The sequence below is a fragment of the Burkholderia sp. AU27893 genome, assembly GCF_002223205.1.
Lineage (GTDB): Bacteria > Pseudomonadota > Gammaproteobacteria > Burkholderiales > Burkholderiaceae > Burkholderia.
The window spans coordinates 550,040-563,496 of the sequence record NZ_NKFD01000001.1; the positions used below are offsets into that span (position 1 = coordinate 550,040).

The following is a 13,457-nucleotide window of genomic DNA, read 5'->3' on the forward strand; positions in this document are numbered from 1 at the left end:
TGCCGTTCCTGAGAACTCGCCGCTCCCGGCACGCCAATCGGCCAGTATCATCCGCGATCCCTTAGCCTATTGCTGCCATCTCCGATCAAAGCTGCAATTTCTCTCTCCCGCACCTGGGGCCGCACACTCGTACGTGATCAGCTTGCCATCGTCGACAACGAGTGTTGGGTCGCCACGCAAATCCCCCGCGGACAACGCACCGAACCACCGAAACTGAACCGATTCCCCCATCGCGTTTCGGCCAAATACCTCAGACACCGTACGAAATGAACGCTTTATTCGGCGTGTCCACGTAAAATTTGCGAATCCCCATCTCTGCACACAAAACGATGAACGCCGCCATTCAGGTAGCTAGGGCCGTTTGCCCGCATGATTGTCCGGACACGTGCGCAATGCGTGTGACCGTCGAAAACGGCAAGGCGATCAAGGTCACGGGGGATCCCGACCATCCGCCGACACAAGGCGTGTTGTGTACGAAAGTCAGTCGATACGCCGATCGCGTTCATCACCCCGACCGCCTCACCGTCCCGCTCAAGCGCGTCGGTGCCAAGGGGGAGGGGCATTTCGTACCCATCAGCTGGGACGAGGCGTTCGATGAGATCGGCCGTCGTCTCGGTGAAATCGCGGCGCGCGCGCCGGAAGCGATCATGCCGTACAGCTACGCAGGGACGATGGGGCTCGTGCAGGGGGAGGGCATCGCCCAGCGATTCTTCCACAAGCTCGGCGCCTCGCGGCTCGAGCGCACGATTTGCGCGGCGGCCGGTGCAGCGGGGTTGCGTTACACCTATGGCGGCAGTCTCGGCATGCACCTCGAGCATTTCGAGGAAAGCGAGCTGATTCTGATTTGGGGAGCAAACCCGATCGCGTCGAGCCTGCACTTCTGGACGCGCGCGCAGGAAGCGAAGCGCCGAGGCGCACGTCTTGTCGCCATCGATCCGTATCGTTCGCTGACGGCCGAGAAGTGTCATCAGCACATCGCGTTGAAGCCTGGTACCGACGGCGCGTTCGCACTCGGCATGATGCACGTGCTGATAACCGAAGACCTGCTCGACCACGATTACATCGCCAGCCATACGCTCGGCTTCGACGCGCTCAAGGAGCGGGCGATGTCCTATCCGCCGGAACGCGTTGCGCAGATCTGCGGGATCGACGCGTCGGAACTGATCGACCTTGCACGTTGTTACGGTGCCACCCGCAAGGCATCGATCCGACTCAACTACGGCATGCAGCGCGTTCGCGGCGGTGGCAACGCCGTACGCGCGATCGCAAGCCTGCCAGCACTCACGGGCGCCTGGCGGGACCGGGCCGGCGGGCTGTTGCTCTCGTCGTCGGAATCCGCGCCGGTCAACCAGGCTGCGCTGCTTCGTCCGGATTTGATGCCGGGCTGGCCGCACAAACTCCCGCGCATCATCAACATGAACGCAATCGGCGACGCGTTGCTGCACCCGGGCGACGCCACCTTCGGGCCGAAGGTCGAAGCGGTGATCGTATACAACTCGAACCCGGTGGCGGTCGCGCCGGATTCATCGAAGGTCGCGGCAGGGTTCGCGCGTGAGGATCTGTTCACGGTCGTTCTCGAGCATTTCAAGACAGATACCGTCGATTTCGCCGACATTGTGTTGCCGGCCACCACCCAGCTCGAGCATCTGGACATCCACAAATCGTACGGTCACACCTACGTGATGGCGAACCTGCCGTCGATTCCTCCGGTGGGACAGGCTCGGCCGAATACGGAGATCTTCCGCGGCATCGCGCGAAGCATGGGGCTCGATGAACCGGCGCTTTATCACAGCGACGAAGAGGTCGCGCGCGCGGCGCTCCGCTGGGACGATCCAGTGCTCGACAGCGATTGGGATACGCTCAAGCGCGATGGCTGGTTGAAACTCAAGCTGCCGGAGGCGCCGTTCGCAAACGGTGGTTTCCGCACGCCGTCCGGCAAGTGTGAGTTCTACAGCCCCCGACTCGAGCAGATGGGCGTGGATCCCGTGCCCGACTACCTGCCGCCGTTCGAGTCGGCAGAGGCCGCGCCGGAGCTCGCCGCACGCTATCCGCTCGCGATGATCTCGCCGCCGGCTCGCCACTTCCTGAACAGTACGTTTGTGAACGTCGACAGCCTGCGTCATACCGAAGGCGAGCCGCATCTCGACATCCACCCGTCTGACGCCGATGCGCGCGGGATCGCGGAAGGTGACGTCGTTCGCATCTTCAACGACCGCGGATCGATGCAGGCGCTCGCGAGAGTTACCGATCGAGCGCGCGCAGGGCTCGTCGTCGGGCTGTCGATCTGGTGGAAGAAACTGTCGCCGGACGGCAGAAACGCGAACGAAGTGACGAGCCAGGCACTTACCGATCTCGGGAATTCGGCGACGTTCTACGACTGCCTCGTGGAAGTTGAGCGCGTTTGATCGGATATCCCCGTATGATCAGACGAATTTCCACGGAAGTTCGAAGTGGACATCTAACCCTGTTGTCTCGGAACGAGCGAGCCGTTACGATGCGTTTTAGCACGACCATTCGAAAATCAGTGAGGAGACGCGCGGTATGGACAAAATTTGGCTGAAATCGTACCCACCCGGCGTTCCAGCCGAAATTGACGCGTCTCCTTATCCCTCTGTTCCCGACCTGCTCGACGAAAGCTTCCGGCAGTATCGCGACCGCACGGCATTCGTCTGCATGGGCAAGGGCATCACGTACGGCGAACTCGACAAGCTGTCGCGCCAGTTCGGCGCGTGGCTGCAATCGCGCGGGCTTGCGCGCGGCGCGCGCGTCGCGATCATGATGCCGAACGTGCTGCAGTACCCTGTGGCGATCGCTGCGGTGCTGCGCGCGGGCTACACCGTCGTCAACGTCAATCCGCTCTATACGCCGCGCGAGCTCGAGCATCAGCTGAAGGACAGCGGTGCGGAGGCGATCGTCATCCTCGAGAATTTTGCGTCGACGCTGCAGGCCGTCATCGCGAATACGGGCGTCAAGCACGTCGTCGTCGCATCGATGGGCGATCTGCTGGGCATCAAGGGATGGCTCGTCAACTACGTCGTGCGCAACGTCAAGAAGATGGTGCCTGCCTGGCAGCTGCCGTCGTTCACGCGCTTCAAAGCCGCACTGTCGGAAGGGGCGCGCCAGGCATTCAAGGCGCAGAAGATCGGCCCCGATGACGTCGCGTTCCTGCAATACACGGGCGGTACGACCGGCGTGGCGAAGGGGGCGACGCTGCTGCACCGGAACATCGTGTCGAACGTGTTGCAGGCGGGCGCCTGGCATCATCCGGCGCATGAGAAATTCCCCGACGTGAAACAGTTCGTGACTGTTGTCGCGCTGCCGCTGTATCACGTGTTCGCGCTGACCGTCTGCGGCTTCCTGACGATGCGTACCGGCGGCATGGGCATCCTGATCCCGAACCCGCGCGACATCGCCGGGATGATCAAGGAACTGAAGGGCTACCAGATCTCGACGATCCCGGCAGTCAATACGCTGTACAACGCACTGCTGAACCACCCGGAATTCAATCAGCTCGACCTGTCGAAGCTCGTGATCGCCAACGGCGGCGGCATGGCGATCCAGGAAGGCGTCGCGAAACGCTGGTATGAAAAGACCCATACGGCAATCATCGAAGGTTACGGGTTGTCCGAAACGTCGCCGGTGGCGACCTGCAACCCCGTGACGGCGACCGAGTACAGCGGGACGATCGGCTTGCCGCTGCCGTCGACCGAAGTGGCGATTCGCGACGACGCCGGCAACGACGTCGCGCTCGGCGAACCCGGCGAGATCTGCATTCGCGGGCCGCAGGTGATGGCCGGCTACTGGAACCGGCCGGACGAAACCGCGAAGGTCATGTTCGCGGACGGCTTCTTCAAGACGGGCGACGTCGGCGTGATGGATGCGCGAGGTTACGTGAAGATCGTCGACCGGAAGAAGGACATGATCCTCGTGTCGGGCTTCAACGTGTACCCGAACGAAGTCGAGGACGTGGTGGCGTCGCATCCGGGCGTGTTCGAGGTGGCGGCGGTCGGCGTGCCCGACGAGCATTCCGGCGAAGCCGTGAAGTTGTTCGTCGTGAAGAAGGACCCGGCGCTCACCGACAAGGACATCCTTGCCTACTGCAAGGAGCGGCTCACCGGCTACAAGCGGCCGAAGCTGGTCGAGTTCCGTACGGAGCTGCCGAAAACGAACGTCGGCAAGATCCTGCGGCGCGAACTGCGCGACGGACGCGCGTAACGGCGTGGTCGAACGAAAGGGAAGCCCGGCTTGTGCCGGGCTTTTTGTTTTGTGGCGTGGCTCCGGTGAGGCTGTTTTCGAGCGACGCGGCCGCCGGAGTGGGCTTGCGGTGGCGGCAGCACGTTTCGATGCCGCAGGGGCAGCATGGCAACCCCGAAACCGGTTTGTCGGAGGCGGGACGATTCGCCACGCTCAGGCTTCGCGGCTGCACCGACCGGATAAGAAAAAGGCGCCCGAAGGCGCCTTCAATATGCTGCGGCTTGCCAGGCAAGCTGATTAGAACTTGTGGCGGATGCCGACGCGTGCTGCGACCTGGTTGGCCGAGCTCGAACCTGCGAGACCGTTGATCGCTGCCGTCGCCTTCAGGACATTGCCGTTCGAGTCGAGCACGTTGCCCGATGCGTGTTGGTACACGCCGATTGCGTACACGTCCGTACGCTTCGACAGGAAGTAGTCGACGCCCAGCGAGCCTTGGTGGTACTTGGCTGCCGAGTTGCCGTCGATCTTGCTGCCTTGCGTGTAATCGTACGCAGCGCCGAGAATCAGCGCCGGGGTCAGCTGATACTTGAAGTTGATTTCGCCGTTGTTGAACGTCGCGGTCTGGTTCACGAACGGGCCTGCCGAGAAGCCCTTGAACTTCGTGTTCGAGTACGTCGCGCCGATCGTCGCTGCGCCGAACGTGTAGGCGCCGCCTGCACCGATGACCTGGTACGTGTTCGCGTTGTTCGCGTACGCGCCGTAGATCGGCGACGAGACCGACGAAGACGCCGAGCCGTTGTTGAACATGCCGCCGAACTGGTTCGGCGTACGTGCGTTCAAGTAACCGACGCCCAAGACCAGCGGGCCGTTGTTGTAGCCTGCGCCGAGCGACCAGACCTGGTTCTTCGAGAACTGGCCTGCCTGACCGCCGAAGCTGTACAAGCCGCCGAACGAGAAGCCGCCGTACGTGTTGCTCGTGAACTTGACCGCGTTGTTCACGCGATACGCGTTGTTGAAGTTGTCGAGGTCACCCGGGTGAGCAGCGATGTAGCCGCCCCACTGGTCGCCTGCCTCGAGCGGGCCGACGAAGTCGACGACGGAGTCGTATTGACGACCCAGCGTGACCGTACCGTACTGGCTCGACAGGCCCACGTAAGCTTGACGACCGAACATCAGGCCGCCCTGACCGAGCTTGCCGCTGTTCACGTCGAAACCGTTTTCGAGGGTGAAGATCGCCTTCAGGCCGCCACCGAGGTCTTCGGTGCCGCGCAGGCCGAAGCGGCTGCCTTGCATCACGCCGCTGGCCATGCTGTACAGGTGCTTGCCGCCCGCGTTGTTGTTGAAGAGCAGGCCTTCATCGATGATGCCGTAAAGCGTCACGCTGCTTTGCGCGTGGGCAGCGCCAGCGAACGCGCCCAGCGCGACGAGCGCGAGAAGCGACTTTTTCATTAACGGATCTCCAAAATTCACTGAATTTTTCTGGCGGGGCGGATAGTTATGTTCTGTTGACGGGCCCCATCAACTTCGCAAGAAGTCGCACGTAATGTAGCAAAACCGTTTTTTGCCACAAAGCGAAATGCCGCAGCTCAAGGTCGCCATGTTTCCTTTATGCAACAATGGTTAAAATCACGGGTTAACCGCAATTTCCGCTGAATAATCAAGTCGGTTACGCAGCGGACTCGTGCCCTTGCCGCTCGCGGCAGCACCTGCAGCCAGGAGAACAGGATGGTGTTGGATGAACTGATCAGCGAATTCGATCGCGGCCTGCGATCGCTGACCGGCATTAGCCGGATGAGCCGGCCGGTGCCCGCGCCGGCGGAGGTGCCGGCCGTCGAACTGACGCCTGCGGAGCGTACGCATGCCGCCGGGCTGATGCGCGTGAACCACGTCGGGGAGGTCTGCGCACAGGCGCTGTACCAGGCGCAGAAACTCACCGCGCGCACGGCGTCGGCGAAGGCGATGTTCGAGGAGGCCGCACGCGAGGAGGAGGATCACCTCGCGTGGACCGCGCATCGCCTGAAAGAACTCGACTCGCGCCCGAGCCTGCTGAACCCGCTCTGGTATGCGGGTTCGCTCGCAATCGGCGTGGCGGCCGGCGCGCTCGGCGACAAGGTCAGCCTCGGCTTCATGGCAGAGACCGAACGGCAGGTCGAGAGCCATCTCGAAGGCCACATGTCCGAGTTGCCGGCGGCCGATACCGCGTCGCGCGCGATCGTCGACCAGATGCGTATCGACGAGGTGAAGCACGGCAAGGCTGCGGCCGACGCAGGCGGCATCGAGCTGCCGCTGCCCGCGCGGATGCTGATGCGCGCCGCGTCGAAAGTCATGACGAGCACTGCGTACTATCTGTGAGATTCCCACCGGGGCGATGCATGACGTCGCCCCGGTTCCCCACCGCTGATACCGCCCGTTTATTCCGCGTTTTCCCGCCCCCGAAAGCCCCGTCCGCACACCCGTCTGGCCCGTCTTTCTCACGTATCACCTTCACAAGTTGCACTAGCTCATTCATTTATAACGGTTTTTAGAATGAGGGGTCGCATGAGCATGTGCGCGTAAGTCCTTGTTCTAACTAACAAAATTCGTCAAAAAAGCGGGCCGCTCCCTTGACCGTGCCACACCCTTCCTCTAAAGTGGGAGACAGTGTGAGAAAGTGTATTTTTGTGTGATTTGGCGGGCTATTCCGGCTAAATTCTCAGCATGTAGCGGGTGCTTCGGTGCCCTGAACGGGAGAGCGGAAAGTGTTCCAAGGGGCGTCGGCGCTGACGCTCGATGCGAAAGGGCGGATGTCGGTGCCGGCTCGCTATCGCGAAGCGCTGCAAGGACAGGCAGAAGGACGGGTGACTGTGACCAAGCACCCGGACGGCTGCCTGTTGCTGTTTCCGCGCCCCGAATGGGAAGTATTCCGCGCCAAGATCGCCGCGCTGCCGATGGACGCGCACTGGTGGCGGCGCATTTTTCTCGGCAATGCGATGGATGTCGATCTCGACAGCGCGGGCCGGATTCTCGTATCGCCCGAGCTGCGCATGGCAGCCGGACTGGAAAAGGAAGTCATGTTGTTGGGAATGGGTAGTCACTTCGAGCTGTGGGATTCGCAGACCTACAACGCGAAGGAGCAGGCAGCGATGGCGCAGGGCATGCCCGACGCGCTGAAGAATTTCACGTTCTGATTGCGGTGACGGAGACGCCCGCGATGGGAAACGAATTGCAGCATCGGACCGTGTTGTTGGACGAAGCGGTCGAATCGCTCGTGACGCGACCGGACGGCATTTATGTCGACGGTACGTTCGGGCGCGGCGGCCATAGCCGTGCGGTGCTCGCGCGGCTGGCGCCGGGCGGGCGGCTGATCGCGTTCGACAAGGATCCGAGGGCGATCGAGACGGCGCAGGGCATTGAGGATGCGCGCTTCTCGATCGTGCATGACAGCTTTGCATCGATGCGCGACGCGCTTGCGGCGCGCGGCGTCGAGAAGGTGTCGGGGGTGTTGCTCGACCTGGGCGTGTCCTCGCCGCAGGTGGACGATCCGGCGCGCGGCTTCAGCTTCCGCGCCGATGGTCCGCTGGACATGCGGATGGATCCGACGCGCGGCGAGTCGGCGGCGGAATGGCTCGCACGGGCTTCGGTGCAGGAATTGACGGAGGTGATACGGGATTATGGGGAAGAACGGTTTGCTTTTCAGATTGCAAAGGCGCTTGTTGCTCGCCGGGCAGAGTCCGACCGTCTTGGGCCTCTCGACACCACGGGCGAGCTTGCCCAAATCGTGGGTCACGTCGTCAAAACCCGTGAGAAGGGCAAGGATCCGGCAACCCGCACCTTTCAGGCTATACGGATTCACGTCAATCAAGAGCTTGCGGACCTGCAAGTCGTACTAGACGCGGCATTGTCGTTGCTGGAGCAAGGGGGGCGGCTGGTGGTCATCAGCTTTCATTCACTCGAGGACCGGATCGTCAAGCGATTCATGCAGGCGCACGCGAGTGCGCCTGCGGTCGATCGTCGCCTGCCGATCCGCGCCGTCGACCTCCCGAGCCCGCCGCTCAAGATCGTCAGCCGCCAGTTTCCGAGTGAAGCGGAAGTCGCAGCGAACCCGCGCGCCCGCTCCGCCGTGATGCGCATTGCGGAGCGCGTCACGCCATGAGCCGCTTCAACATCTTCCTGCTGATCATCGTGATGGGTTGCGCGCTGTCGGTCGTCAATTCGACGAACCAGCAGCGCCAGATCTTCATCCAGCTGCAGCGTGCGCAGTCGCAGGAGCGTCAGCTCCAGCAGGACTACGCGCAGCTTCAATATCAGCAGAGCGCGCTGTCGAAGACGTCGCGCATCGAGCAGCTCGCGAACGATTCACTGAAGATGCAGCCGATCACGACCGGCCGCACGCAATACCTGACGCTGCCGCCCGGCGCCGCGAAGGCGATCGATGCGCCGATCCCGGCTTCGGCGGACACGGCCGGCAAGGGCAAGGGAGGCGCGCGATGAAGCCGTCTCCGCAGCGCCATAACGTGAAGTTCTCGTCGAGCCCCGTGCTCGGCGTGCATCTGCCGATGTGGCGCTCGAAGCTCGTCGTGTTCCTGCTGTTCATGGCGTTCGTCGCGCTGGCCGCACGCGCGTTCTGGATCCAGGGGCCCGGCAACGCGTTCTATCGGAAGCAGGGCGAAAGCCGCTATCAGCGCACGATCGATCTGCCGGCGACGCGCGGCAAGATTCTCGACCGTAACGGGCTCGTGCTCGCGACGAGCCTGCCCGTGCGCGCGATCTGGGCGATTCCCGACGCGGTGCCGGACGATCTCGATGCCGACAAGGTCAATCAGCTCGGCAAGCTCCTCGGCATGACGTCGAAGGAACTACGCGTGAAGCTGTCGGAAGACAAGGGTTTCGTCTACGTCAAGCGCCAGGTGCCGATCGACGTCGCGGACAAGGTCGCCGCGCTCGACATTCCCGGTATCTATCAGCGCAACGAATACAAGCGCTTCTATCCGGAAGGCGAGATCACCGCTCACCTGATCGGTTTCACGAACGTCGAGGACGAAGGGCAGGAAGGCGTCGAGCTGGGCGACCAGAAGATGCTGTCCGGTACGTCGGGCATGCGTCGCGTGATCAAGGACCGGATGGGGCACATCGTCGAGGACGTCGCCGAGCAGATCCCGCCGCACAACGGCACCGACGTCGACCTGTCGATCGACAGCAAGATCCAGTACATCGCGTACGCGAACCTGAAGTCCGCCGTCGAGAAGTTCAAGGCGAAGGCCGGCGCGGCGATGGTCGTCGACGTGCGCACCGGCGAGGTGCTCGCACTCGTCAACTACCCGACGTACAACCCGAACGACCGCTCGCGCATGACGGGCGAGCAGTTGCGCAACCGGATCATGACCGACGTGTTCGAGCCGGGCTCGATCATGAAGCCGTTTACGGTGTCGCTTGCGCTCGACCTGCACCGCGTGACGCCGAACACGCTCGTCGAGACGGGCAACGGGCATTTCGTGCTCGATGGCGCACCGATCACCGACGACGCGGGTTTCGGCACGCTGACGGTCGGCGGCGTGATCCAGAAGTCGAGCAACATCGGCGCGACGAAGATCGCGATGACGATGCGGCCCGAGGAAATGTGGAATATGTATACGAGCATCGGCCTCGGCCAGGCGCCGAAGGTCGGGTTCCCGGGCGCGGTGGCCGGCCGCCTGCGTCCGTGGAAGAGCTGGCGCCGCATCGAGCAGGCGACGATGTCGTACGGCTATGGCCTGTCGGTGTCGCTGTTCCAGCTCGCGCGCGCCTACACGGCGATCGCGCATGACGGCGAGCTGATGCCCGTGACCATTTTCAAGACCGACCCCAACCAGCCGGTCGTCGGCACGCAGGTGTTCAACCCGACCACCGCGCGCGAAGTGCGCGCGATGCTCGAGACGGTGGTGGCGCCGGGCGGCACGTCGCCGGATGCGGCCGTGCCGGGCTATCGCGTCGGCGGCAAGAGCGGTACCGCGTACAAGCATGAAGGTCACGGCTACACGCGCAAGTACCGCGCGTCGTTCGTCGGGATGGCGCCGATGCCGAATCCGCGCATCGTCGTCGCGGTGTCGGTCGACGAGCCGACCGCCGGCAGCCACTTTGGCGGCCAGGTGTCCGGCCCCGTATTCTCGGCGATCGCCGGCGACACGATGCGTGCGCTGAACGTGCCGCCGAACATGCCGATCAAGCAGCTCGTCGTGTCTGACGATTCGCCGGCAGCACCTTCCGCGACGGGGCCGCAAAAGCTGCCCGCGGGTGGCGGTGCGAAGCATATGATCGTGTCCAGCACGACGCGTAATTCACCAGGAGTTGTTCGATGAGCGCCGCTCGCAGTTCCCATCCGGCGCATCAGCAGATCGCAGCCGCGCTTGCGTGGCTGCGTCAGCATGTGGCCCCCGCAGCGCAACTGCATGCCGACACGCGCAGCCTCGAGGCGGGCGACGTGTTTTTTGCGTATGCAGTCGATGGGGCCGACAACCGCGCATTCATTGCCGAAGCCGTCGCGCGCGGTGCGGCCGCCGTGCTGTATCAGCCGGAAGGGCTGGCCGCTGCGCCGGCGGTGCCTGTCGCACTGGCCGTGCCGGCGCTCGACCAGCTCGCCGGCGAGATCGCCAGCGGCTGGTACGGCGATCCGAGCGACAACCTGCTCGCGGTGGGGGTGACCGGCACGAACGGCAAGACCTCGTGCACGCAGTGGATCGCCACCGCGCTGACGGCGCTGCACCAGCCGTGCGCGGTGATCGGCACGCTCGGCACCGGGATGCCCGGCCAGCTCGTGCCGACCGGTTTCACGACCCCCGACGCGCCGCAACTGCAGCGCAGCCTCGCGCAATTGCGCGACGCGGGCGCGAAGGCCGTGGCGATGGAGGTGTCGTCGCACGCGCTGCACCAGGGGCGCGTGAACGGTACGGCTTTCGACATCGCGGTGTTTACGAACCTCACGCAGGATCACCTCGACTATCACGGCACGTTCGACGCGTACGAAGCCGCGAAGGCGAAGCTGTTCGCATGGCGCGGCCTGCGCGCGGCAGTCGTCAACCGCGACGACGCAGCAGGTCGGCGCCTGCTCGAGAAACTGGCCGGTCGCGTGCGTACGATCGCGTACGGGATCGGTGATGCACCGGTGCCGGACGCCGATCGCGAACTGGTCGCGCTCGACGTGCGCGCCACCGCGACCGGCACGGCGTTCCGCCTGCGTTCGTCGTGGGGCGACGCGGACGTCGAGGTCGGCACGCTCGGCACGTTCAACGTCAGCAACCTGCTGGCCGTGCTCGGTTCGTTGCTCGCGGCGGACGTGCCGTTCGACGCGGCGCTCGCCGAGATCGCACGGCTCGAGTCCGTCAACGGCCGGATGCAGCGGCTCGGCGGCCGGCTGCAGAACGACGAACCGCTGGTCGTGATCGACTACGCACACACGCCCGACGCGCTCGAAAAGACGCTCGACGCGCTGCGCCCGATCGCCACGGCGCGCGGCGGCCGGCTCGTCTGCATGTTCGGCTGCGGCGGCGATCGCGATGCGACGAAGCGCCCGCTGATGGGCGCGATCGCGGAGCGGCTCGCCGATGAAACCGTCGTCACGAGCGACAACCCGCGCAGCGAGGATCCGCAGCGCATCATCGACCAGATCGTCGCGGGCATGACCGCGCCCGATCACGCACGCCGTATCGAGGATCGCGCGAGCGCGATCCTGCAGGCCGTGCGCGGCGCGGCACGCGAGGATGTCGTCGTGCTGGCCGGCAAGGGCCACGAGGCCACGCAGGAAATCATGGGCAAGAAGCGCACGTTCTCCGACCAGGATCACGCGCGGCTCGCGCTGGCAGCGCGCGCGACGCACGGCAAGGGAGGCGCCGAATGACGATGCTCAGTCTCGGCGAAGCCGCTCGCCTGATCCCCGGCGCGACCGTCCACGGCGACGCGGGCGTCACGTTCGACCGGGTGTCGACGGACAGCCGCACGGCCGGCCCCGGCGACCTGTTCGTCGCACTGAAAGGCGAGCGCTTCGATGCGCACGACTTCCTCGGCGATGTCGCCGCGCGCGGGGCTGCCGCGGCGCTGGTCGCGCACGTGCCGGCGGGCGTCACGATGCCGGTGATCGAAGGCGGTGAAACGCGTGCTGCGCTCGGCGCGCTTGCGCATGGCTGGCGCCAACGATTCGCGCTGCCGCTCGTCGCGGTGACGGGCAGCAACGGCAAGACGACCGTCAAGGAAATGATCGCGTCGATCTTCGCGGCGGCGGTCGGCGCCGACGCGCGGCTCGCGACGGCCGGCAACCTGAACAACGATGTCGGCCTGCCGCTGACGCTGCTGCGCCTGTCGGCCGCGCATCGTCTCGCGGTGATCGAGATCGGGATGAATCACCCGGGCGAGACGGAAGTCCTTGCGCGCCTCACAGCGCCGACGGTCGCGCTCGTCAACAACGCGCAGCGCGAGCACCAGGAGTTCATGGCGACGGTCGAAGCCGTCGCGCTCGAGCACGCGGCCGTGATTCACGCGCTGCCGCCGGACGGCGTCGCGGTGTTCCCGGCCGATGACGCATACGCGGGCATCTGGCGCGTTGCGGCAACCGGCAACCGGATCCTCGATTTCGCGCTGCACGATGCCGAACGGCAGAACGACGCGCAGGTCACGGGCCGCCTGCATGGCGGCGAACTCGCGATCGACACGCCCGCGGGCGCCGTCACGGTGCGGCTGCGCGCGCTCGGCGAGCACAACGCGCGCAACGCGCTGGCCGCCACGGCGGCGGCGCTGGGCGCCGGCGTCGCGCTGTCGGCGATCAAGCAGGGGCTCGAATCGTTCGAACCGGTCAAGGGCCGGCTGCAGGTGAAACAGGCGATCGCAGGCAGCCTCGCGGGCGCAACGGTCGTCGACGATACGTACAACGCGAATCCCGATTCGATGCGTGCCGCGATCGACGTTCTTGGCGCGCAACCGGCGCCGCGCGTGCTGGTGATTGGCGACATGGGCGAGGTCGGCGACGAAGGCCCGGCCTTCCATCGCGAAGTCGGTGCCTATGCGCGCGAGCGCGGGATCGACGCGCTGTTCGCGCTCGGCGACGCGTCGCGCGATGCCTGCACCGCGTACGGCGACACGGCCCGCCATTTCGACGACGTCGACGCGCTGGTCGGCGCATTGCTCGCGGCGGGTTACGGCGCGCAGGCGACGCTGCTCGTGAAGGGCTCGCGGTACATGAAGATGGAGCGCGTGGTCGACGCGCTGACGAACCAACCCGCAGCGGGCACGACGCCCGCTGCACACTGAGTAGAAGGAAG

Annotated in this window: 10 protein-coding genes; 9 read left to right on the forward strand and 1 reads right to left on the reverse strand. The window is 64.7% G+C overall.

Annotation, left to right across the window (positions count from 1 at the left end; translation table 11 throughout):
- Positions 1-329: 329 nt before the first annotated feature.
- Together CFB47_RS02600 and CFB47_RS02605 are read left to right on the forward strand one after the other, a co-directional pair.
- Positions 330-2,405: a molybdopterin-dependent oxidoreductase gene (locus CFB47_RS02600; protein ID WP_089460396.1), complete on the forward strand. Its 2,076-nt coding sequence runs from the start codon at positions 330-332 to the stop codon at positions 2,403-2,405.
- Between the two features lie 136 nt (positions 2,406-2,541).
- Positions 2,542-4,215 carry a long-chain fatty acid--CoA ligase gene (locus CFB47_RS02605; RefSeq protein WP_089439157.1) on the forward strand — a complete coding sequence of 558 codons (1,674 nt, stop codon included), beginning with the start codon at positions 2,542-2,544 and terminating at the stop codon, positions 4,213-4,215.
- A 276-nt stretch (positions 4,216-4,491) separates the two neighbouring features.
- Here CFB47_RS02605 and CFB47_RS02610 read toward each other — a convergent pair whose 3' ends face one another.
- Positions 4,492-5,643 carry a porin gene (locus CFB47_RS02610; protein ID WP_089455531.1) on the reverse strand — a complete coding sequence of 384 codons (1,152 nt, stop codon included), beginning with the start codon at positions 5,641-5,643 and terminating at the stop codon, positions 4,492-4,494.
- Positions 5,644-5,919: 276 nt separating this feature from the next.
- Between CFB47_RS02610 and coq7 the strand changes: the two genes are divergently transcribed.
- The 7 genes from coq7 to murF all read left to right on the forward strand — a co-directional run bounded on the left by coq7 (position 5,920) and on the right by murF (position 13,446).
- Entirely contained in the window at positions 5,920-6,546 is a 627-nt protein-coding gene (gene coq7 / locus CFB47_RS02615; RefSeq protein WP_089460397.1) for a 2-polyprenyl-3-methyl-6-methoxy-1,4-benzoquinone monooxygenase, read from the forward strand.
- Positions 6,547-6,932: 386 nt separating this feature from the next.
- Positions 6,933-7,361 (forward strand): division/cell wall cluster transcriptional repressor MraZ, encoded by a 429-nt coding sequence (mraZ, locus tag CFB47_RS02620; protein ID WP_006487094.1) that lies wholly within the window; start codon positions 6,933-6,935, stop codon positions 7,359-7,361.
- 23 nt (positions 7,362-7,384) lie between these two features.
- Complete coding sequence (gene rsmH, locus CFB47_RS02625; RefSeq protein WP_089455532.1) at positions 7,385-8,326, forward strand: 16S rRNA (cytosine(1402)-N(4))-methyltransferase RsmH; 942 nt, start codon at positions 7,385-7,387, stop codon at positions 8,324-8,326.
- A complete protein-coding gene (gene ftsL, locus CFB47_RS02630; protein WP_009694564.1) occupies positions 8,323-8,664 on the forward strand; it encodes a cell division protein FtsL in 342 nt (113 codons plus the stop codon). Before rsmH ends, ftsL begins: the two co-directional genes overlap by 4 nt.
- Positions 8,661-10,508 (forward strand): penicillin-binding protein 2, encoded by a 1,848-nt coding sequence (locus CFB47_RS02635; RefSeq protein WP_089455533.1) that lies wholly within the window; start codon positions 8,661-8,663, stop codon positions 10,506-10,508. The genes ftsL and CFB47_RS02635 overlap by 4 nt, the downstream gene beginning before the upstream one ends.
- Positions 10,505-12,043, forward strand: a complete 1,539-nt coding sequence (locus CFB47_RS02640; protein WP_089455534.1) for a UDP-N-acetylmuramoyl-L-alanyl-D-glutamate--2,6-diaminopimelate ligase — start codon at positions 10,505-10,507, stop codon at positions 12,041-12,043. Before CFB47_RS02635 ends, CFB47_RS02640 begins: the two co-directional genes overlap by 4 nt.
- Entirely contained in the window at positions 12,040-13,446 is a 1,407-nt protein-coding gene (murF, locus tag CFB47_RS02645) for a UDP-N-acetylmuramoyl-tripeptide--D-alanyl-D-alanine ligase (RefSeq protein ID WP_089460398.1), read from the forward strand. Before CFB47_RS02640 ends, murF begins: the two co-directional genes overlap by 4 nt.
- Positions 13,447-13,457: the final 11 nt, after the last annotated feature.

Coding starts and splice junctions, on each gene's coding strand:
- CFB47_RS02600 (WP_089460396.1), top strand. CDS start 330: ATGAACGCCGCCATTCAGGTAGCTAGGGCCGTTTGCCCGCATGATTGT.
- CFB47_RS02605 (WP_089439157.1), top strand. CDS start 2,542: ATGGACAAAATTTGGCTGAAATCGTACCCACCCGGCGTTCCAGCCGAA.
- CFB47_RS02610 (WP_089455531.1), bottom strand. CDS start 5,643: ATGAAAAAGTCGCTTCTCGCGCTCGTCGCGCTGGGCGCGTTCGCTGGC.
- coq7 (WP_089460397.1), top strand. CDS start 5,920: ATGGTGTTGGATGAACTGATCAGCGAATTCGATCGCGGCCTGCGATCG.
- rsmH (WP_089455532.1), top strand. CDS start 7,385: ATGGGAAACGAATTGCAGCATCGGACCGTGTTGTTGGACGAAGCGGTC.
- ftsL (WP_009694564.1), top strand. CDS start 8,323: ATGAGCCGCTTCAACATCTTCCTGCTGATCATCGTGATGGGTTGCGCG.
- CFB47_RS02635 (WP_089455533.1), top strand. CDS start 8,661: ATGAAGCCGTCTCCGCAGCGCCATAACGTGAAGTTCTCGTCGAGCCCC.
- CFB47_RS02640 (WP_089455534.1), top strand. CDS start 10,505: ATGAGCGCCGCTCGCAGTTCCCATCCGGCGCATCAGCAGATCGCAGCC.
- murF (WP_089460398.1), top strand. CDS start 12,040: ATGACGATGCTCAGTCTCGGCGAAGCCGCTCGCCTGATCCCCGGCGCG.